This window comes from Thermoflavimicrobium dichotomicum (genome assembly GCF_900114055.1).
GTDB lineage: Bacteria > Bacillota > Bacilli > Thermoactinomycetales > Thermoactinomycetaceae > Thermoflavimicrobium > Thermoflavimicrobium dichotomicum.
This window is the reverse complement of record NZ_FORR01000001.1, coordinates 101,119-121,193: the sequence shown is the minus strand read 5'-3', so window position 1 is coordinate 121,193 and position 20,075 is coordinate 101,119. Positions and strand designations below refer to the sequence as shown.

At 39.3% G+C, this 20,075-nt stretch carries 22 protein-coding genes; 18 read left to right on the top strand and 4 right to left on the bottom strand.

The window, feature by feature from the left end:
- Nucleotides 1-134 precede the first annotated feature (134 nt).
- From holB to BMZ78_RS00545, 3 genes are all read left to right on the top strand, one after another.
- On the top strand, nt 135-1,118 hold the full coding sequence (gene holB / locus BMZ78_RS00555; RefSeq protein WP_175482217.1) for a DNA polymerase III subunit delta': 984 nt from the start codon (nt 135-137) through the stop codon (nt 1,116-1,118).
- Between the two features lie 255 nt (nt 1,119-1,373).
- Nucleotides 1,374-1,601 (top strand): hypothetical protein, encoded by a 228-nt coding sequence (locus BMZ78_RS00550; protein ID WP_093227061.1) that lies wholly within the window; start codon nt 1,374-1,376, stop codon nt 1,599-1,601.
- A 227-nt stretch (nt 1,602-1,828) separates the two neighbouring features.
- Nucleotides 1,829-3,163, top strand: coding sequence for a helix-turn-helix domain-containing protein (locus tag BMZ78_RS00545; protein WP_175482216.1), 1,335 nt, complete (start codon nt 1,829-1,831; stop codon nt 3,161-3,163).
- Nucleotides 3,164-3,222: 59 nt separating this feature from the next.
- Here the strand turns inward: BMZ78_RS00545 and BMZ78_RS00540 are convergent, their stop codons facing one another.
- Both BMZ78_RS00540 and BMZ78_RS00535 read right to left on the bottom strand, forming a co-directional pair.
- Nucleotides 3,223-3,903: an ABC transporter permease gene (locus tag BMZ78_RS00540; RefSeq protein WP_093227058.1), complete on the bottom strand. Its 681-nt coding sequence runs from the start codon at nt 3,901-3,903 to the stop codon at nt 3,223-3,225.
- Nucleotides 3,904-3,928: 25 nt separating this feature from the next.
- Nucleotides 3,929-4,831: an ABC transporter ATP-binding protein gene (locus BMZ78_RS00535; protein WP_093227056.1), complete on the bottom strand. Its 903-nt coding sequence runs from the start codon at nt 4,829-4,831 to the stop codon at nt 3,929-3,931.
- Nucleotides 4,832-5,061: 230 nt separating this feature from the next.
- On the opposite strand from BMZ78_RS00535, the gene BMZ78_RS19300 reads away from it, so the two are divergent.
- The 5 genes from BMZ78_RS19300 (at nt 5,062) to BMZ78_RS00520 (ending at nt 7,538) form a co-directional block, all read left to right on the top strand.
- Nucleotides 5,062-5,193: a hypothetical protein gene (locus BMZ78_RS19300; protein WP_281244509.1), complete on the top strand. Its 132-nt coding sequence runs from the start codon at nt 5,062-5,064 to the stop codon at nt 5,191-5,193.
- Nucleotides 5,194-5,196: 3 nt separating this feature from the next.
- The gene (locus BMZ78_RS00530) at nt 5,197-5,382 is read left to right on the top strand and encodes a hypothetical protein (protein WP_093227055.1); all 186 of its coding nucleotides are present in this window, start codon (nt 5,197-5,199) and stop codon (nt 5,380-5,382) included.
- A 124-nt stretch (nt 5,383-5,506) separates the two neighbouring features.
- On the top strand, nt 5,507-5,650 hold the full coding sequence (locus BMZ78_RS18650) for a hypothetical protein (protein ID WP_175482215.1): 144 nt from the start codon (nt 5,507-5,509) through the stop codon (nt 5,648-5,650).
- Between the two features lie 354 nt (nt 5,651-6,004).
- Complete coding sequence (locus BMZ78_RS00525) at nt 6,005-6,967, top strand: 4-hydroxy-3-methylbut-2-enyl diphosphate reductase (protein ID WP_093227663.1); 963 nt, start codon at nt 6,005-6,007, stop codon at nt 6,965-6,967.
- Nucleotides 6,968-7,304: 337 nt separating this feature from the next.
- Nucleotides 7,305-7,538, top strand: coding sequence for a DUF2553 family protein (locus tag BMZ78_RS00520; RefSeq protein ID WP_093227053.1), 234 nt, complete (start codon nt 7,305-7,307; stop codon nt 7,536-7,538).
- 392 nt (nt 7,539-7,930) lie between these two features.
- Here BMZ78_RS00520 and BMZ78_RS00510 read toward each other — a convergent pair whose 3' ends face one another.
- On the bottom strand, nt 7,931-8,326 hold the full coding sequence (locus BMZ78_RS00510) for a DUF4383 domain-containing protein (protein WP_093227050.1): 396 nt from the start codon (nt 8,324-8,326) through the stop codon (nt 7,931-7,933).
- A gap of 158 nt (nt 8,327-8,484) precedes the next feature.
- Between BMZ78_RS00510 and BMZ78_RS00505 the strand changes: the two genes are divergently transcribed.
- On the top strand, nt 8,485-9,408 hold the full coding sequence (locus tag BMZ78_RS00505; protein ID WP_093227049.1) for an alkaline phosphatase family protein: 924 nt from the start codon (nt 8,485-8,487) through the stop codon (nt 9,406-9,408).
- A 46-nt stretch (nt 9,409-9,454) separates the two neighbouring features.
- Here the strand turns inward: BMZ78_RS00505 and BMZ78_RS00500 are convergent, their stop codons facing one another.
- Nucleotides 9,455-9,808: a L,D-transpeptidase gene (locus BMZ78_RS00500; protein WP_245739680.1), complete on the bottom strand. Its 354-nt coding sequence runs from the start codon at nt 9,806-9,808 to the stop codon at nt 9,455-9,457.
- 236 nt (nt 9,809-10,044) lie between these two features.
- On the opposite strand from BMZ78_RS00500, the gene fabI reads away from it, so the two are divergent.
- The 9 genes from fabI to BMZ78_RS00455 all read left to right on the top strand — a co-directional run bounded on the left by fabI (nt 10,045) and on the right by BMZ78_RS00455 (nt 20,068).
- Nucleotides 10,045-10,818: an enoyl-ACP reductase FabI gene (gene fabI / locus BMZ78_RS00495; RefSeq protein WP_093227046.1), complete on the top strand. Its 774-nt coding sequence runs from the start codon at nt 10,045-10,047 to the stop codon at nt 10,816-10,818.
- Nucleotides 10,819-11,117: 299 nt separating this feature from the next.
- The gene (speD, locus tag BMZ78_RS00490) at nt 11,118-11,519 is read left to right on the top strand and encodes an adenosylmethionine decarboxylase (RefSeq protein ID WP_093227044.1); all 402 of its coding nucleotides are present in this window, start codon (nt 11,118-11,120) and stop codon (nt 11,517-11,519) included.
- A 132-nt stretch (nt 11,520-11,651) separates the two neighbouring features.
- Nucleotides 11,652-13,160, top strand: coding sequence for a carboxypeptidase M32 (locus BMZ78_RS00485; RefSeq protein WP_425263897.1), 1,509 nt, complete (start codon nt 11,652-11,654; stop codon nt 13,158-13,160).
- 204 nt (nt 13,161-13,364) lie between these two features.
- Entirely contained in the window at nt 13,365-14,213 is an 849-nt protein-coding gene (locus BMZ78_RS00480; protein WP_093227041.1) for a hypothetical protein, read from the top strand.
- Between the two features lie 218 nt (nt 14,214-14,431).
- The gene (bioB, locus tag BMZ78_RS00475) at nt 14,432-15,436 is read left to right on the top strand and encodes a biotin synthase BioB (RefSeq protein ID WP_281244507.1); all 1,005 of its coding nucleotides are present in this window, start codon (nt 14,432-14,434) and stop codon (nt 15,434-15,436) included.
- Nucleotides 15,437-15,584: 148 nt separating this feature from the next.
- Nucleotides 15,585-16,439 carry a sporulation protein gene (locus tag BMZ78_RS00470; protein WP_093227040.1) on the top strand — a complete coding sequence of 285 codons (855 nt, stop codon included), beginning with the start codon at nt 15,585-15,587 and terminating at the stop codon, nt 16,437-16,439.
- Between the two features lie 167 nt (nt 16,440-16,606).
- The gene (bioC, locus tag BMZ78_RS00465; protein ID WP_093227038.1) at nt 16,607-17,452 is read left to right on the top strand and encodes a malonyl-ACP O-methyltransferase BioC; all 846 of its coding nucleotides are present in this window, start codon (nt 16,607-16,609) and stop codon (nt 17,450-17,452) included.
- Nucleotides 17,453-17,570: 118 nt separating this feature from the next.
- Nucleotides 17,571-18,287, top strand: a complete 717-nt coding sequence (locus BMZ78_RS00460; RefSeq protein ID WP_093227037.1) for a response regulator transcription factor — start codon at nt 17,571-17,573, stop codon at nt 18,285-18,287.
- On the top strand, nt 18,284-20,068 hold the full coding sequence (locus tag BMZ78_RS00455; RefSeq protein ID WP_093227035.1) for a HAMP domain-containing sensor histidine kinase: 1,785 nt from the start codon (nt 18,284-18,286) through the stop codon (nt 20,066-20,068). Before BMZ78_RS00460 ends, BMZ78_RS00455 begins: the two co-directional genes overlap by 4 nt.
- Nucleotides 20,069-20,075 lie beyond the last annotated feature (7 nt).

The window sequence follows — 20,075 nt, the reverse complement described above, 5'->3', positions numbered from 1 at the left end:
ATACCTTGCTTTTTCCTTTTTTTCCATCATTGAACGGAAACGTTGCCAACAATCTGTCGGCTCGTTAACATTTTCCGTTATAATAGTACAAGACTGCTTGTCCGTTCCTTTTCCTGAAAAAAGAGGTGATGAATTTGTCTTTTCAAAAGATTGGTTATCAGCCACAGGTCATACGTTTTCTGCAAAGAGCCCTTGTTACTGGACAGATAGCACATGCTTATTGCTTTTATGGTCCTGCAGGTACAGGGAAGAAGAAAATGGCCTTGGAATTGGCCAAAGCTATCAATTGTGAACATCAAACTGCAGATGCCTGCGACGATTGTCCTACATGCAGGCAGATTGAGCATGGTAATCATCCAGATATAGTCATTCTCCAACCAGATGGCTCCTTTATAAAAATCGATCAACTTCGTGCTCTGCAAGAACAGTTTCAATATCGAGCTGCTACAGGTATCATGAGAGTGGTCATTATAGAGCAAGCAGAAAAGATGCGACCCGAAGCTGCCAACAGTCTGCTTAAGTTTTTAGAGGAACCTGTTTCACCCATGGTAGCGATTTTACTTACAGAACAAATTCAAGCGATTTTGCCGACTGTATTATCTCGTTGTCAAAAAGTTCGTTTTTTGGAACTTCATCCCAATATTCGATTGGAAAAATTAAAAGAACAAGGTGTTCCACCGCATTTAGCCCGGATATTGGCTCACATTCCAAGTGAGTTACCTGAAGAAGGCGAAGACCGATTGTCCCCAAAGGTGGTAGAGGATTGGTGTCAACGTTTGATCACGTGGAATGGTGATATCTTAACCAAGGGTTCCATGGCTTTATTGGAGATTCAGTATGAGTGGCTTCAAACGGCGATGGAAGAGAATCAATTGTCATTGATATTGGACCTGTTATTGCTTTGGCTAAGAGAATTACTCTACTATCAGTTGGGACAGAAAGCTTTTCTGTTTCCAGATTGGGAACAGGAATGTCGCAAACAGGCTTTTATTTGGGAGCAACCACGTTTGCTGCATGCCATGGAAACGGTCATGTATGCACGTTCACAACTCACAAAATTTGTCCAGCCGCAAGCGATTTTGGAACAGATGGTGTTGAAAATCCAGGAAGGTCCTTAAACAGGAGGGTATGATCATGTTTCCTGATTGTGCTTAGTTGCTCGCCAGTCTTAGGCGGGTTTTTCTACGAATAAGATCGCTGTGTCAGAAAAAATGGTGATTTCCATGAGCGACTTGCAATTGTTTAGAAAAGAAAATCCAAAACATGTAACAGAACCGTTAAACTAGGTCGAATCACTCCAGAAATTGTTGGCTGAATTTTCTGTATTAACTGGATTGGTTACGACCTTAAAAGTGCAAGGAGATTATGGCTATATGTCAACGACCCATCGGTTTATTATTTATCGAGTCGTACAAGAAGCATTGACAAATGCCAAACGACATGGAGAAGCGACACAAGCGGATGTTTTTGTAAGCGTCACAGATCAGGAGCTTGTAATTATAAGAAAAAATAGCTGCCTAAATTGGTTATTAATGGTAATAGATCGTTGTACTAAAGATGAAAAGGGCCTAATGTACAGCGAAATTCTCTATTTTTTTTAAATGAGATGATGATATTCCTTTTTTATCTTATTAGTAGAATATTTCTTTTTTCTAATTGCAGTATTTAAAAACAAATGATAACATTAATAGAAAAAATAAATAAATTAGGCCCTTTCACAAGTTATGCCAAATAAACCAAAAAGAATTGGTTTATCTGGCAAGTAATACGTTTACTGCGAGAGTGGCAGTTTTTATATATGAAATATTCAAATAATGGAGGGGTCATTTTGAACGTCTTTCAAATAGCGGAAATTGGAAAATTTATTCGCAAGATGCGAAAAGAAAAAGGCTTACGATTGGAAGATTTGTCAGATGATCAAATTTCTACAGCAACGATTAGCAATATTGAACGTGGTGTGCCGCATGTCAATCAAGAGAAAGTCCTGTATCTGATGAAAAAGCTGAATTTGGACATGGACAAGCTTCCTGAAATTCTAGTGAAAGAAAACGAAGATATGGAAAGCATGTTCTTGAAATTTCATGCAATTGAGAACATGTTGCATTTAGAACAACTGGATCAAGCCTGGGAAAGCCTTAAAGAACTTTCAGAAGAGTCTACGTTCCAATATCAAGCTACGCTTCGTTCACTTAAAGGAAGATATTATTTGCAATGTAAGAAGTGGCGGCGTGCAGAAAGGGAATTGACAGAGTCCAACTTATTAATCCAGCAAGATCCTTATGCCAAGAAAGTGAATTTGGAAGCGATCAACTATTACTCACTTGCCTGCTGTTCGTATAAACAAAATCATTTGCAGCAAGCTCTCAAATATATTGAACGAGGTTTGGAAGTTGTTGGAAAAAATGGTGGAGAAGATGATCAAATCAAATACAAGTTAATGATGAATCGGGTTGTTTATCTTGAAAAGTTAGGAAGAATTGAAGAAGCCCTTAATCATGCTGAAACATTATGGGAAGAAATTTCAGAAGTTCGTGATATTACGGTCTTGATTCAAATTCATGCCTTAAAAGCCGAATTATTAAGGAAAATAAAATTATATCATGATGCCATTCGCTATGCAAAAGAAGGAATCAATCTGGCAGTAAGTGCTAGAGATTACAATAATCTGACTTATTTATGGACAACTTTAGGAACACTTTATTTGGAACTGGGGAATAAAGAAGATGCTGAAACATGTTTTAAACTTGTCCTCAGTTTTCAAGATCAAATTCAGGATAAAAACAAACTGCTCTTGGCCAACAATATATTGGGAAGTATCTTCTTGTTGCAAGATCGTTTGGACGAGGCAGAAAAAGCGTTTGTCCAGGCTATTGAGTGGGGAGAAAAAATCAAGGGAGTTAAAGAATTGGTTCACTCCATCTTTTTATTAGGCAAAGTAAAAAGACAAAAAGGTGAATATAAGCAGGCGATATCTCACTATCATCGTGCTTCAGAATTAGCTAAAAGAATGGAAGCGTATCCGGCCATTTTCCGCTGTTATTTCGAGATTGCCCTATGTTATAGACAATTGGGTGATCAGGAAAATATGAAAAAATATTTTGATCTTATGAATGAAGTACAAAAAGAAATAGATGCAAAGGATGGATTATTCCAATTGTTATAAAAAAACGGCAAAAAGTGTGCCTTTCACCTTGTTTAGATGAAAGGCAGTTTTTTATTGGGTCAGTGAACATCCATACGTATAAAGGAAATCAGCCCCACCAAAATCAAAATAAAAGCCAAACCCAGACTGATTGGTAAAAAGATCGCAGGTTGACTCGTAACAAATAGTGGATAGTGCCACATTGCGAAACTTGGGAGCTGATTGGACAAGGCTGTGCTAAAAATCCATCCACCCAATCCTGCGGTTAATGGTACAGTAATTCCTTTATACCGCATTCCTAACCAGACTTGTAGTGCGATCATCGGGAGACTGGCGAGATAAGAGAGAAAAAAACTGGATATAACCCTAAAAAAAGAAAAAGACCCTTTTAGTCCAAGTATTTTTCCGATTATGATTTGTCCAATCATCAGAACGATAAAACCAAGCAGGACGATACTGCATAGAAATAATAAGTGAGCAAAATAGATCGTCGATCGGGAGATTGGCTGTATGAGGGTACTTTTCCACATATGATTGCTTGAATAGAGTTGTGCCGACAAGAGTCCGAGAATCACGATGCCAATGGGCAAGATAAAGAATGTCCAACCTGGGGATGGGTTGGAAAGGAAATCCCAATTTACATGTTTGGGTGATGGAGTTGAAAAAATGGATATGATCAAGGGAACGCCTAAGGCCAAAAATAAGAGTGGAGTTCTTTTGGCTCTTAACCATTCTGCAGAATAGGCACGTAGCAATTGCATACTTTCACCCCTTTATTTAAGAGGACTATTGTTTTTTTGGAATAACATCAAGAAAAAGGGATTCCAAATTCGACTGCTGCAAATAAATGCCATGGATAGAAATTTGGTTATACACTAACAAGCGGGCAATTTCATCAATTTGTTCCTCGGATCCTGGCATTTGGAACAGGCCATTTTCAAGATAGACCTGTGGATAATTTTCTTCCAGTAATTGCATTGCCTTGGTAATGGGAGAACATTTGATATGGATCATCGTTTGTCCACGTTTGGTAAAGTTTTCGATTTCACCTTGATATAAGAGTTGGCCTGCATGAATGATGCCTACATGGGAGGCGATTTGTTCAACTTCTGAAAGTAAGTGGCTAGAAACCAGGATGGTATAGCCTTTAGCGGGGAGGCTTTTAATCAAATCCCGTATTTCGCGGATTCCGCTCGGATCTAAACCATTGGTTGGTTCGTCAAGAATGAGGAGTTGAGGTTGTCCAAGTAAAGCCATGGCAATACTCAATCGTTGGCGCATACCGAGTGAATATTTTCGTACCAATTTGTCTTTGGCATAAGCAAGATCAACAATATCAAGCACTTCATCTATTTGGTTATAAGGAATATTTCGTAATTTACAGATATACTTTAAATTGTCTTTTCCACTTAAATGACCAAAGGCACTGGGAGTTTCGACCAATGCCCCCACATGCCTCAGTAAAGCATGACGGTTTTTCTTAAGTGATTGACCGAATAGATATACTTCGCCATTTGTGGCATGAATTAACCCCAATATCATACGAATGGCCGTTGTTTTTCCTGCACCATTTTCCCCCAAAAATCCATAAATGCTACCACGAAGTACCTGCATATTCATAGATTGCACTGCTACGAACTCACCATAGCAACGGGTGAGGTTTTTTGTTTCGATCACGAGATCTGACATGGTCATTCACCTCAACTATCTGGATATGGGTATTATAATCGGTGAAGCTAAACGATAGCTTACATATACCTTAATGGAATCTTCACTTTGCTATTAAATAAGAGAAAGATATTATCCTATTCTTTTTAAAATATCTGTTTCTTTAAGATGAAAAATAGTTATAGGTATTTGAATATTAAAATATTTATGCTATATTGTATTTGATATTTGAGAAAGGAGGAGCCAGTGAAGTGAATTTGGCGCCAGAAGAGTTCAAAAGTGGTCAGGAGAGAAAAGAAGATTTGCAAAGAAGAATCTTTGAGACATATAAAGAGATAGAGAAAACAATTAAAGAAGTAGAACAAGAGAAAAAAGGTTGGTAATAAATGAAAGAGCGGACAGCATATTTTGATGATGATCATATCAATAAGAGGACGGATTTGGAAAGACGAATACGAAGATATAAAAAAGAATTGGAATATCTCATTCATCAAGAGGAAGAAGAGTTGGCTCGATTGGATAAGAAAATGGAGATGTTGCGTTTTCCGCTTTTATTTGAAGAGGAAGAATAAAATCGCTTGGGAAATATTTCTGGTGGCCATACAGAATTTTGTTGGGGATCGATATGTTTAAAAAAAAGCGACTTCACTTATTGAAAAAGGAGTGAAGTCGCTTTTTTTTAAATGGATGAGCTGGATGAACCATAATAGCCCATCGATGATGATTCGTAATAGCGATGATGGTGGAGATGAGATGATTCTGATGATTCTCGGTGGCGACAAGAAGATTCGTGACAATGGTGTGGCATATGTTTCCGGCAGTGTTTCATCATCCATTTGATCATGTCTTTTTCATATTTATGGCACATTTTCATATGATGATACATTTGTTTCAACATACGGTAATCACAAGGAATGCATGGCATATGTGTTGGAGGAGCGATTGGCATCATCGGCATTTCGATGGGTAGTTTAGGCATGGGAGGTTTGGGACGAGGAGGCATAATGGGTGGTTTTGGTTCAACCCTTTTTTCTTTCTCCATAAAATCACGATCCTTTCTTGTTTAGTGATACATTGTATCTTATGACGGTCTCTGTGTAGATGTAACTGATGAATTCGCCTATCTTTGGCTCTTGCGGATCGGATCATTTGAAGGGATAATAAACTGAGAACCTTTTCGGAAGGACGATGATCATGGAAGTGTTGAAAATTACTCCGCGTGGCTATTGCTATGGCGTGGTGGATGCAATGGTATTGGCTCGCCAGGCAGCCCGTAACTTGGACTTACCTCGTCCCATTTATATTTTGGGGATGATTGTTCATAATCGTCATGTGGTTGAAGCTTTTACGGAAGAAGGAATCATTACGATAGATGGAAAGAATCGTTTAGAGTTATTGGAGAAAATCGATAAAGGTACCGTGATTTTCACTGCACATGGAGTTTCACCAGAAGTGCGTCGTCGAGCACGTGAAAAGGGATTGACCATCGTGGATGCTACATGTCCAGATGTAACCAAAACCCATGAATTGATTCGTGAAAAAGTTGCAGAAGGTTATGAGGTGATCTATATTGGGAAAGCTGGCCATCCCGAGCCAGAAGGAGCGTTGGGAGTAGCTCCGGGGCATGTGCACCTGGTGGAAAAAGAGGCAGATATAGATCGACTGCAGTTTAGCACAGATAAATTGATTGTAACCAATCAGACAACGATGAGCCAGTGGGATATTGCTCATTTAATGAATAAGGTTAGAGAAAAGTTTCCTACTGTTGAAATTCATAATGAGATTTGTCTTGCTACCCAAGAACGTCAAGAAGCGGTAGCCGAGCAAGCAAAAGAAACAGATTTGGTTATTGTAGTAGGAGATCCAAGAAGCAATAATTCCAACCGTTTGGCACAGGTAGCAGAAGAAATTGCTGGAGTAAAAGCATACCGTGTTGCGGATGTAACTGAAATCAATATCGAATGGTTAAAAGGGAAGAAAAAAGTAGGTGTGACTTCTGGAGCCTCTACGCCAACCCCCATTACACGCGAAGTGATTCAATTCCTTGAGCAGTTTGATGAAAATGATCCTTCCACTTGGATTCCAAAACGAACCGTCGATAAAAAGAAAATCCTTCCACCTGTGAGAGAGAAAAAAAACATCATAAAAAAACGGTAAAAGGATAATCTGGAGATCACTTGGTTTTCCTTTTCCAGCAACGACTTCTTGCTCGCTTTTATAGAGAGGGAGTGAAACAGAAAAGGAAAACCGGCATAAAACGGAAGCTTTGTCAACAAGTGAGGGACAACCTACGAAGGTTGTCCCTTGTTTTATCGTAGAATCTAAAATGATAAAGAATCACATATAATAATAATTATAAACTGATATTGACTATAAACTAATAATGTGATATTCTTGGGATATGATAATTGCGGAAATATATATCAATTCTATATGATTGAAATAAATATATATAATTCAATATTCTTAATAAACAGAATGGGAGGAGTGTACTATGAAAACAAAAGATATCACAACGAAAGTAGTGGGTAAATTCCAAAATGGAAAGTTGTTTCTGTTCTATCAAAATCGATTGATTGGCAAGGTACAATTGGATCAGGAACAATTTTTGTTAAATGAAGGATTTAAAGTGGACGGAGATCGTATCTATGCGATGATAAAGGAGAATGAAGGGCACCAACCATATATCTCACATTATGTAGATAATTGTGATTTGGGCTGGTGCTGATAAAAATCTAGCGGCCTTTTGAGTGGCCGCTTTTCGTTTGAAAAATGTCCATTATTTTTAGAATTTTTCATTTAAGGGAGAAACGTTTTGTTTGTGGGTAATGATTAGACATAAAATCGTAGCACTGATTCATTGTACCGCGAAATTCGACACGATGATCTTTTTTAAGAGGATTGTACCAAGCAAAATAGTGATCTTCATGAATGATCGATGGTGGTAATTTTTCCGAGTCTCTGATGACATAATACACCGAAAATGCACCTCCTAGCATGTATTATAGGCAAAATATATTCAATTTATCCTTCAAAACAAAATAAATGTTTATCTATGGATTTTTGTTTCTAAATTGAAAAGACCAACTGATTTGGGTAAATCAGTTGGCCTTGTTCCATTTATTGATCCAGATTTTGTGTAGAAGAGGGAGATGAAGCAGATTTGGTCGAAATGGATTCTTTAGCAAATCCAGCATAAAGTGTCACAGCTGCGACGATAAAATGAATGACCTCGATCAGAGGAGTTACCATAATGACATTGAAGATGTTATTGGTAAATAGTCCAAGGATGGCACCTGCCAGGTAGATCACTCCAAAAACCCTTGCTGTCCACTGACTGTATTTGTCAAAGTTGCTAACGCCTAAAAAGAGTGCGCCGGTTATGAAGTGAATCAGGTTATGTGTTAAAGTTAAATGAAATAGGTTGTTTAGTGCTCCTTGGCTTGGAACGAAGAATCCAAGTAAACCGATAAGTACAAACACGGTTCCAAGAACTTGCATAATGTTTTTTCTCATGACTAGTTACCCCCTATTTTGGAATTTTCGACCTAGTATTATATAATTAGACACACTCCCTTAAAATTCCTATATCTGTAAAAAAATCCGATTTTTAGTGAGATGCCTGTAAAAGATCATGAAAGAATAAGGACGAAAGAAAGTGGGAGTTGGAGAAAATGGCAGTTATTTTGCTTTTTATTGATGGGGTAGGTCTTGGAGATGAGGCGGAGTACAATCCTTGGTTTACACATGCAACGCCACATCTACGTCAATTGTTAAGCGGGCATTCCTTAACCAGACGAGCAGTTGGTCAACATGGAGAAGAGATTTTGTTGTTAGAAACGGATGCGAAATTGGGGGTACCTGGCATTCCGCAAAGCGCAACCGGACAAGCAACGATTTTTACTGGTCGAAATGCACCGTTAGCAATGGGAGCACATATGAGCGGTTTCCCTTTTAAAAGGCTGCGGGAGTGGGTAGAGAGAGATAATATCTATTTACAATTTGAGAAAAAAGGGTGGAAAGCGACTTTTGCCAATAGTTATACGAAGGAATATTTTGAAAGGCCAGCTACAAAAAGGGGGTGGGTCTCTGTATCAACAGCGGCGATTCGTTCAAGTAAAGAGCCCATTCGTATGCTGCCTGATTTGCTGGCAGGAAGAGCTGTATATCATGATTTAACCCGTCGAACATTAAAACGATTTTTGCCTGACATAGCGGAGATTTCACCTGAGCAAGCGGCTACTGATTTATGGAGAATTGCGCAAGAGGCACATTTGGTCATACATGAGTTTTTCTTGAGTGATTATGCAGGACATAAACAGGATCTGAAACTCATATCCTGGGTTGTGGAAACCTATGATCGGTTTTTGGGGGAATTGGTACGTCTAAAAAAGAAAGAAGATGTCATTGTTCTAACGAGCGATCACGGAAACAGCGAGGATTTACGGGCTAAGACACATACGGAAAATTCAGTTCCAACTTTGATTATTGGAAAAAGGGATGGCATGGCAAACTGTGAACTGGAAAATTGGGATCTAACGAACATTGCCCCGTTATTGCATCAGTTGGTACAGCATCAAATGAACCAGAAAGATTAAGGTGAACGATTTCAAAATGTACTAGTCCCATTACCGAAAGGGTTTATTACCAACGAATGGAAACCATTGTCCCGATTTTTACATAGCGAGCCAGTTCTTCGACGTTCCGATTATGCATGCGTATGCAGCCCTTGGATACCATTTTGCCAATAGAAGATGGACGGTTCGTACCATGAATACCATAATGCGGGCGTGATAAACCTAACCAATATGTTCCAAATACTGTTAGCGGACCACCAGGGTAAGTGTAGGGATAGGGAACTTTGCTGATAATGCGATAATTTCCGACAGGGGTTTGAGTGGCGATTTTTCCGACTCCAATCGGGTAGCTCTTTACGATTTTGGAATTATTGTATAAGTAAAGGCGTCTTTTTGACAAACTAATAAGAATGGAGTACAAAGGAAATCCCCCTTTTTGCCATATTGTATGAAGCGAAAGGGGGACTTGTGTTTATCTCTTGGTTCCATAAGCGGTGAGAGGTTGGATCAAATATGACCTGATTTGTTGGTTTATGATATGATTGGATCGATTGTCACCCTTTTTTCTCAGATTGACATGCGTTCTATTTTTCGTTACGCTATTTAGTAGCTGGTACTAATTTGAACTGGCAAATGACAGAAAGAGGTGTTCCCACAATGTCGAAGTTGATGGATGGGAAAAAGGTATTAATCATGGGCGTTGCCAACAAACGCAGTATTGCTTGGGCTGCAGCCAAAGCTTTACATCGCGAGGGAGCAGAGCTCGCATTTACGTATCAAGGTGAACGGTTAGCCAAAAATATAAAACAATTGGTAGAGGAAGAAATGCCTGGCTCCCTTTATTTTGAATGTGATGTAACTTCAGATGAACAAATTACCCGTGCATTTAAACAGATAGAAGAAAAATGGGGAAGTTTGGATGGCTTGGTACATAGTATTGCTTTTGCTAAAGCTGAAGACCTGGAAGGGGATTTTGTTGAAACATCACGTGATGGTTATGCTTTAGCGCAAGATATCAGCTCGTATTCGCTCATTGCTGTTGCACGGGCCGCAAAAGATTTGATGAAAAATGGTGGTAGCATTGTTACCCTTACTTATATGGGGGCAGAGCGAGTAATTCCGAATTACAATGTGATGGGAGTTGCCAAAGCAGCTTTAGAAGCAAACGTGAAATATTTAGCTTATGACTTAGGGCCATCCAATATTCGGGTAAATGCAATTTCTGCTGGACCTATTCGTACCTTGGCAGCTCGTGGAGTCAAAGATTTTAATTCCATGTTGCATGTAGTCGCTGAGCGATCTCCATTGCGTCGAACTGTAGAAGTGGAAGAAGTGGCAGATACGGCTTTATTCTTGCAAAGCCATTTATCTCGAGGAATTACTGGTGAAGTCGTCCACGTAGATGGCGGTTATAATATTATGGGAATGTGATGGAAGTAAGAGGTAAATCTGTAAGATGAAGAGACTCTTTCGATTCGAAAGGGTCTTTTGTTTTAATAACGACTAAAATTTGTCATGAAAATGGCGTAATTAATAAATAAAATAAGGTATTGAAGTCAAGATCATTATGTGATAAGTTATATTCCGTGCAAAACAACTGAGCTAGTAGGATCGGAGATTCACTTAAAGGGTTGGGACCTCATTGGACTAACCTTCCCCCGTGGTGAACGAGCAGATCCTAGCGGAATTTGGCTCACAACAAATTTTTGCTAGGAAGGGGGCCGAAAGAGATGGAATTTTCTACTTTCGGAAGGCATGTTGCCATGGATGCATGGGGTATTAATTTTGATCTGCTCAACGATGTTGACGCCTTGAAAAATCATTTGGAGAATGCTGCAAGGGCGTGTGGAGCCACCATTCTTTCCACACAGGCAAAAAAGTTTGACCCGCAGGGTGTGACGGTCTTGGTGATGTTGTCAGAAAGTCACCTGTCAATTCACACTTATCCGGAAAAAGGTTTTGCTGCTCTTGATTGTTACACTTGTGGTCACACGGTTGACCCCATGATTGCAATCCAGTACATGCTCGATGTGTTAAAGCCAACCCAATCTTATTCAAAGGCATTGATAAGAGGCGATGGACCTATTGAGGTCATCCAACCAACAGAAAGCAAAAAACCTGTTACCGTTTGATTAAAATGGAGTCCCTCTACAAAAAGGTAGAGGGATTTTTAAATGGATCAAAGTTGAACAGGAAATCATTCTAAATCTTCTTGTTTATTCTTTTAAGAAGCTGTGATATAAAGAGGGAAAGGAGTGATTGAATTGGAAAAAAAATTTGAAGAGCTGAAAAAACGCTTACATGAAATCTATTATCTTCAATCCGTCATGAGCGTTTTAACATGGGATCAAAATACATATCTTCCTCCAGCGGGCGCCAATGCCAGAGGTAGCCATTTCGCAGTATTGGGAAAAATTGCCCATGAAAAGCAAACAGATCCGAAACTGGGGAAATTAATCGAGGAACTCATTCCTTGGACTAAAAATTTGCCTTATGATTCAGATGAAGCAGCGTTGGTTCGTCTTGCCAAAAGAGAGTATGAAAAGGCAGTTCGTCTTCCCACTCCATTCGTAGCCGAACTGAATGAGCATCTGGCTAAAACATATCAGGTTTGGGTAGAAGCGCGTGCAGAAAACCAATTTGCAAAAGTGGAGCCCTATTTGGAAAAAACATTGGAACTGAGTCGGGCTTATGCTGAATTCTTTCCAGGTTATGAACATATTGCTGACCCGTTGATTGCTGAGTCGGATTATGGAATGAAAGCTTCTGCCATTCGAAAAATTTTTCGCGAATTAAGAGAGGAATTGGTTCCACTGGTAGAGCAGGTCACATCACAACCGGAAGCAGATCTCTCTTTTTTACACCAACACTATCCGAAAGAAAGACAACTTGAATTCAGTCGCTACATCGCTGGAAGATTAGGACTGGATCAAAAGCGTGCCCGGATTGACTTATCTCCTCATCCATTTATGATCCGTTTTTCACACGGAGATATTCGGATCACCACAAGGGTAGATGAGCAAAATCTGGCCGATTGTTTGTTTAGTGTGATCCATGAAACAGGACACGCTTTGTATGAGCTGGGGATTGACCCGAGTTATGAAGGGACTCCGTTGTATGATGGAATTTCCAGTGGTGTACATGAAAGCCAGTCGCGCTTATGGGAGAATATCGTGGGGAGAAGCCGGGACTTTTGGGAGTATTTTTATCCACAACTACAAGCTGTTTTCCCAGCACAGTTGAGTCAGGTTTCCTTGGATGAATTTTATCGTGGGATCAACCATGTAAAACGTTCTCTCATCCGGACAGAAGCCGATGAACTGACTTATAATTTGCATGTGATTATCCGGTTTGAGCTGGAGTTGGCTTTGCTGGAAGGTGAACTACGCATTAAAGACTTGCCAGAAGCTTGGCGGAGCCGTTATCAATCTGATTTGGGCGTGACTCCTCCCGATGAGAAAAGGGGTGTCCTCCAGGATGTTCATTGGTATGCTGGACTGATCGGTGGTGCATTCCAAGGTTATACACTAGGAAATATTTTAAGTGCGCAATTTTTTGAGGCAGCATTGAAAGCGCATCCGGACATTCCAAATCAGATCAAACAAGGAAACTTTACAACCTTGCATGATTGGTTGAAAGAAAATATTTATCGTTATGGAAGTAAATATACAGCAGAAGAAATTGTACAACGTGCTACTGGGTCTTCGCTAACGATCCAACCATATATGAACTATTTACGTAAAAAATATAAAGAATTATATCGAATAACATAGGAAGTAAATGTGATTAACAAGAATCATTTTTCTGGAGAACGTAATAAAGCCAAGGAAATATCGAGGAACCAGAAAAATGGTTCTTTTTGTCTATTAAATCGAAGGTTGTAAATTCTTTCTTTTGTCATAAATTAATTGAGTCGAAACAACCGGATTTAGGTATCATTATATAAGAGTATTCAATGGAGAAAGGGTGTCTGGCGATTGAGCATAAAAAAGGGATTTGATACAGCGGAAGAAATCGAATATATGCGTTTTCCTGAACTGGAGAGCGAATTGGCGAAAGACAAAAATATGTTGCAGGAGATTTTAGAGGAAGAAAAAACACATTTAAGTGTGGAACCGATCAGTTCCAAAAGCTTGCAACAGAGTCCATATGAAGTATATGATGAGGGGAATGCGCTGGACGATGAAAGTTGGGAAGAAGATGCATGGGTTGAACGTTGGCGTAGCAATCCCGAAAAGTATCTGATTAGCGAAATTCCTCCAGAATTGGCAGAACGGATGGAAGAAGCGATCCGTGAGAAAAAGATGAAAAAAAGTGATTTTGTGTTAAAAGCACTTGAAGATGCTTGCAAAAAAGCAGAACTGGAGAAAATTCGCCGTAGAGGATTGGCAGAGGGTGATCCGGCGAAACTGATCAAAGATCCTGAAACTGGGAAATTTCGTTGCTTCCCAGCAGATTTCTTCTCTGAAGAGGAATTGTATGGCTTCGAAGTTATTGAAGGTAAATATTACCAAAAACGTTGGGAGAAGACAGCGTCTGGCTGGGTGAAAGTGAATAAAGGATATTTTGAGGCAACCGGTAATCAGGAAGCGCCCTATATCAAGATGGTAAATAATAAACCAACAGGTTCATGGCAAGTATATCCTTTTGATTTCTTTGAAGATGGATGGAAATGGGGACGCTATGATCGGGATGTAATCATTGAGGTAAAAGGTCGTCAGGTGGAAGATGGTCCGCTTCTTTTAGATGTATATATTGATAATGAACTGGTTGATTCAGTACAAACTTCTCAGGAAGTACATCGAATTATCAAGAAGTATCTATAAGGAATCATGTGGGACTGTTTATATATTTATTCAAGTTTTAGACAACAAGAGTAAAGGCTCTTTTTCCATGGCCAGGGAAAAGAGTCTTTTTTGCTTTGAATGGGATCATTGATCTGAAAAAAGGTAGATCAAAGAGGGGGAGCATGATATACTTGAGTTATATAATGTAAACTATTATTGATATATAGTTTACAATAAAATGGGAGAGTGGGTAAAAAGTGAGCCAGTCAACTGTACATATTTATTCTCGGTGGGAGAGATACGCTGATAAAGCTTTGGCCGGGGAGTGTCTGACCAAGGAAGAAGCATTGTCTGTATTACAGGCAGATGATGATGAAGTGCTTGCCATTTTGCAAGCGGCGTTTCGAGTTCGGCGCCATTTTTATGGGAAAAAAGTTAAGCTGAACATGATTATTAATGCCAAAAGTGGTTTGTGTCCAGAGGATTGTGGCTATTGTTCCCAGTCGATCATTTCCACGGCCCCTATAGAAAAATATACGATGTTAAAAAAAGACGTATTGGTTGAAGGGGCAAAAGAAGCTTTGGCCAGAAAGGCGGGGACATATTGTATTGTAGCGAGTGGACGAGGTCCCACTCCAAAAGAATTGGATGAAGTCATTGAAGCAGTACGAGAGATTAAGAAAGAATATAGACTTAAAATTTGTGCTTGTCTGGGAATTTTAAATGAAGAACAGGCTCGGCGTTTAAAAGAGGCGGGTGTGGATCGCTATAATCATAATTTGAACACGAGTGCAAGTCACTATGGAAATATTACGACTACACATACTTATGATCATCGTGTGCAAACAGTGGAAAAAGTAAAAGAAGCGGGTATTTCTCCCTGCTCAGGATGCATAATTGGAATGGGAGAAACCCATGAGCAGGTAGTGGAGATTGCTTATGAATTGCGCAATTTGGATGCAGATTCGATTCCGGTAAACTTCTTAAATCCAATTCCAGGAACTCCGCTTGAGCATATGAAAGAGTTAAATCCCAGATATTGTTTAAAGGTTCTCGCTTTGTTCCGTTTCATTTGTCCAAGTAAGGAAATTCGGGTTTCAGGTGGACGGGAAGTGAATTTGCGCTCCTTGCAACCGCTTGCTCTTTATGCAGCCAATTCCATTTTTGTTGGAGATTATTTGACGACAGAAGGTCAGGCTGCCAGTCTTGACCATCAAATGATTGAAGACTTGGGCTTTGAAATTGAAGAATGTGCATTGTGATTCGGAGCGGTTGAACGACTTTTGCTCGTTTTTATAGAGCGGGAGTGAAACAGAAAAGGAAAACTGGCACATAACAGATACTTTGTCAACAAGCTGGATTGACCTGTATCACTTGATTGTGATACGGGTTATTTTTTTAGGGGGTTTCATGATAAATCGACATCCATTGGATCAGCCCTTTTTGGTTTCTATCATTTACATATTATGTTACGATATCCCCAAAGGAGTTGATTACTTTATGTTTAAGAAGTTATTGGCTTCTGCGGGGATTGGTTCAGCCAAAATTGATTTAATATTAAATCAGGAATCGTTGACGATGGGAGAACCTGTTATCGGTCAAATTGTGTTGAAAGGGGGAAAAGTTGAACAAGAAATCGAAAGCTTATATGTTGATTTTCGACTCGCTTCCAGTTTCAAAAAAGATGGGGAGTTTATTGATATAGATGAAACGGTCGCTGTGATTCAAGTGAATCAGAGGACTTTAATCAAAGAAGGAGAAACAAGGGAATTTCCATTTCAATTTATCTGTCCTAAGTGCTTGCCCGTTTCCCGCATCCATACGCGTTTCTATTTCCAGAGCAATTTGGAAATTAAATACGGTTTGGACTCATTTGATCGAGATTATGTGGCTGTTCATCCGATTGGTTTACAAAAAAATTTTTTGGGAGCTTTTGAAGCACTCGGTTTTCGATTGCACAATGAAGGTTATACAGGTGCCAAATTCGGAACGATTCAGATTCTAAAGTTTTATCCTGAAATGTGGTTGCATGATCAACTGGATGAAATCATCTTTATGTATCAGATAACCAACATCAATGAGGAAGTAAGTGGTTTGTTCAAATTTCATAAAAAAGCTCGCAACTTGGATGGATCCGTAGAAGGATATGCGAACACGGGAGAGAAAAAGGGAAACTTTTGTTTTCGCTTCAATGAATTAGCCACAATCGAACAAGCGACTCAAACAGTTCAGCAATTTATTTTAGATCATATCGGTTGTTTGTGACGTGCTCTTATAAGAGGAAGTGCTTGGCGAGAGGCTCTTCTTCTTATTGATATGCATGAAAGGAAATAAAAGTAAAAAAAGAGGAAGAATAGCAAATTTGTATACAAATGAATTTATATGAAAGGAGGAAGAAAACAAGTCATCTTTGACTATGTTTTCGATCATGATTGGAAGTATATATCGATAAACAATGGGTAGCGAAACGCTTTAATCGGGCGGCATTCACCTATGACGAACACGCAGTGATCCAAAGACGAATGGCCTATCAGCTCTTATGGCAATTGAGAAACAGTGCATGGTGTGGACAGCATATCCTTGAAATTGGATGTGGGACTGGCTATCTGACCCAGCTTTTATTGGACTACTATCCGGAAGTGAAGATAACAGCAGTGGATCTTGCAGATAATATGGTTCAGCTTGCCCGTGAAAAAGTAAGTCCACTTTCTCGGGTTCAATTTATTGTAGAAGATGCGGAAGAGATGGAATGGAAGGAAAACAGTTTTGATTTAATTATTTCGAATGCAACGATTCACTGGTTCCAATCACCACTAAAAGCGATTCGTAAATGGAGAAAAGCCTTGACAACGCAGGGTGCTCTTTTATTGTCCACTTATGGGCCTGATACTTTACAAGAACTTGCTGATCTGTTTCGAAAAGTGGAAAATGACATGGGGGTAGTACCAGGAGTTCATATCTTGCCATTTTATCCCTCAGATATTTGGGAAGGTTTTTTCCGACAAGGTGGATATGCAGATGTTGATTCCAAGGAAAAGTGGCTAAGACAATTATATCCAAGTTGTCGTGACTTTTTATATACCATTAAAGCGACTGGTGAAAGTTTTAGTGATATGAGACGGAATATTATTACAAGTTCGCATATATTACAGGAAGTAATGGATAAATATTCGCTTGCATTTCGTTGGAAGAAGAAAGTGTATGCTACCTATCACATGATCTTTATTTCAGGTAGGAAAACTGGAAATCCTATGCCTAAAAATCAAGAAATGTATTAAGGAATTGGTATTATTTTTTATCTTAACGAATCCTAAATTTTCATAAAAGATCCCTGTAAGAGGGATCTTTTTTGCTAAAATAATGAGAGATTGACTCAAAATAAAGGAGAAGTCAGGTATGTCAGAAGCACGCATTTTATTGGTGGATGATGAACAATCGATTATAGATCTTTTAAAAATTGTCTTAACGAAAGAAGGTTTTCGGCATATCTATACCGCATTGGATGGACAAACTGCGATCAACATAGGAAAACGATTCCATCCCCATCTCATTATTCTGGATGTGATGTTACCGGATATGGAAGGATTTGATGTATGCCGGGAGTTTCGAAAGTTTACAGATGTTCCGATTTTGTTTTTGACAGCCAAGAATACCGATTTGGATAAATTGGTTGGATTCAGTATGGGAGCGGACGATTATATTACCAAACCATTTAACCCACTGGAAGTGGCTGCACGTGTAAAAGCGCAACTCAGGCGAATCCATCGAATTCATCTTCCAGAGCAAAAGGAGAGAAAAGTGTATGATTATGGACATTTTCGTCTTGATCTGGATTCCGGACAACTGATGGTAGATGGACAGGAAGTGCCATGTCCTGCAATGGAATTTAAGCTGTTAGCTTATTTATGTGCACATCCTAATCAAATTTTTAGTAAACAGCAATTATATGAACAGGTGTGGGGTGAAGAGAGTCTGGGGGACGATAACACGGTCATGGTACATATTCGACGCATTCGTGAAAAGATCGAGCCAAATCCAAGTCGCCCACAGTATTTGGTAACGGTGAGGGGTTTGGGATATAAGATGGTAGTTGATCGAGGGAAGATAAAATGAGAACTTGGGGAAGGTTTATTTTCATCCTGCTGGCTATCGTGTTTTTGTATCTCTTTCTGTTTATTTTTTTTAACAGCATTGGTTACTACATGGTGTATGGATGGCCATGGGAACATGCAGAGGAAAAAGGGAAACAAGAACTGTATCAAGAGATTATGAACCAAACCCGTTTCCATAATCATCAAGTTTCGATCTCGACTCAGACCCTCCGAAAATTGGATGCCAGGAAAGATTGGCTCCAAATTTTAGATGAACAGGGAAACGAGATTTATCAATATCAAAAACCAAAAACGATGCCAGAGAAGTATACCTATTTACAATTGACGGATCTGAAAAAAGGAAACTTTTCAACAGGATATCAAGTGTATACATTTTATTCAACGGTCAATGACAGAAAATTGACTTGGGTTTTTGGTTATGCACCCTTTGATACAGAGTTAGTCAAAAAATCCACCGTTGTAAGTGCAGATAAAATAGCTGTTTCAGAGGAGGCTTTACGGGAAATTCGGTTAGCAAATGCCTGGCTCCAGATTTTGGATGAAAATGGAAACGAAGTATACCAATATCATCGCCCCGATTCATATCCTCGTCATTATGCACCCGGTGAATTTGTTTATTATGATGAAACCATTAATTTACAGCAACACATTTTTCACATGACGGATACAGTAAATGGAAAAAGGTTGACATGGTTATTTGGCTTTTCCGAGCCAATTCTAGAAAAATATTATCGTGATTTTGGTATGTCCCAAGATATAGCAGAAAAAGCGACATATACGACTTTGAGAGGGATTGTCAGCTTTGTACTGTCGCTTGTCATCGTGTCGATTATTTTTGCTTTGCGTTTTACCTCTCCCATGTTGCATATTATGCAATGGTTGAAACAGTTGGCTGTAGGCATCTATGAAGAGCCTAGCAAAAACGGTGTTCCTCGCAGTATTAGCCGTTTTACTGGAGACCTGAAAAGGTCGTACCGTGATTTTATTGAAGTCATTCAAGCGTTGAAATACCTTACTTTTGTATTAAAGAAAAATGATCAGGATCGGCGAAAGCTGGAGAAAACACGTGAGGAATGGCTTGCTGGGGTGTCCCATGATTTAAAGACTCCTCTCTCAGCCGTAAAGGGATATGCAGATTTGTTGGCAGAACCTCAATACGAATGGAGTAAAGAAGAGGTACGCCAGTATGCAAAAGTCATTCAGGATAAAGCCAATTACATGGAAAATTTAATTAACGATCTGAATCTTACCTTCCGCCTGAAAAATGATGCACTCCATCTACAAAAGAAACCGTTTAATTTGGTTGAATTGGTACGAAGAGCTGTCATTGATATCGTCAATGATCCACGGGCAGAGGCAATGGAAATTGAGTTTCATCCAGCGAAAGAAGAATTGATTTATCCAGTGGATGTGAAGTGGTTTAAGCGAGCTTTAAATAATTTATTGATAAATGCAGTCGTTCATAATCCTCCAGGTACCAAAATAAATGTAAGCGTTGAACAAGATGTCACCAAAGATCAGATTTTTATTGTAATCGAAGATAATGGGGTTGGAATGGATCAGGAAACGTTGGCACACTTGTTTGATCGGTATTTTCGTGGTACCCGTGCCAAAAAGAATGAGACAGGTACAGGTCTTGGAATGGCGATTGCTGAGCAGTTGATTAAGGCGCATGATGGAAGGATTGATATTGAAAGTGAAATAGGTAGAGGAACCAAAATTCGCTTGAGCTTTTTATTGGAAGCATCTGTCGCTCAACTGGAGGAGAAAAAATTTCCATAGTCCAAAA

Coding starts and splice junctions, on each gene's coding strand:
- BMZ78_RS00550 (WP_093227061.1), top strand. CDS start 1,374: ATGTCAACGACCCATCGGTTTATTATTTATCGAGTCGTACAAGAAGCA.
- BMZ78_RS00540 (WP_093227058.1), bottom strand. CDS start 3,903: ATGCAATTGCTACGTGCCTATTCTGCAGAATGGTTAAGAGCCAAAAGA.
- BMZ78_RS00535 (WP_093227056.1), bottom strand. CDS start 4,831: ATGTCAGATCTCGTGATCGAAACAAAAAACCTCACCCGTTGCTATGGT.
- BMZ78_RS00530 (WP_093227055.1), top strand. CDS start 5,197: ATGAAAGAGCGGACAGCATATTTTGATGATGATCATATCAATAAGAGG.
- BMZ78_RS18650 (WP_175482215.1), top strand. CDS start 5,507: ATGAACCATAATAGCCCATCGATGATGATTCGTAATAGCGATGATGGT.
- BMZ78_RS00525 (WP_093227663.1), top strand. CDS start 6,005: ATGGAAGTGTTGAAAATTACTCCGCGTGGCTATTGCTATGGCGTGGTG.
- BMZ78_RS00520 (WP_093227053.1), top strand. CDS start 7,305: ATGAAAACAAAAGATATCACAACGAAAGTAGTGGGTAAATTCCAAAAT.
- BMZ78_RS00510 (WP_093227050.1), bottom strand. CDS start 8,326: ATGAGAAAAAACATTATGCAAGTTCTTGGAACCGTGTTTGTACTTATC.
- BMZ78_RS00505 (WP_093227049.1), top strand. CDS start 8,485: ATGGCAGTTATTTTGCTTTTTATTGATGGGGTAGGTCTTGGAGATGAG.
- fabI (WP_093227046.1), top strand. CDS start 10,045: ATGTCGAAGTTGATGGATGGGAAAAAGGTATTAATCATGGGCGTTGCC.
- speD (WP_093227044.1), top strand. CDS start 11,118: ATGGAATTTTCTACTTTCGGAAGGCATGTTGCCATGGATGCATGGGGT.
- BMZ78_RS00470 (WP_093227040.1), top strand. CDS start 15,585: ATGATAAATCGACATCCATTGGATCAGCCCTTTTTGGTTTCTATCATT.
- BMZ78_RS00460 (WP_093227037.1), top strand. CDS start 17,571: ATGTCAGAAGCACGCATTTTATTGGTGGATGATGAACAATCGATTATA.
- BMZ78_RS00455 (WP_093227035.1), top strand. CDS start 18,284: ATGAGAACTTGGGGAAGGTTTATTTTCATCCTGCTGGCTATCGTGTTT.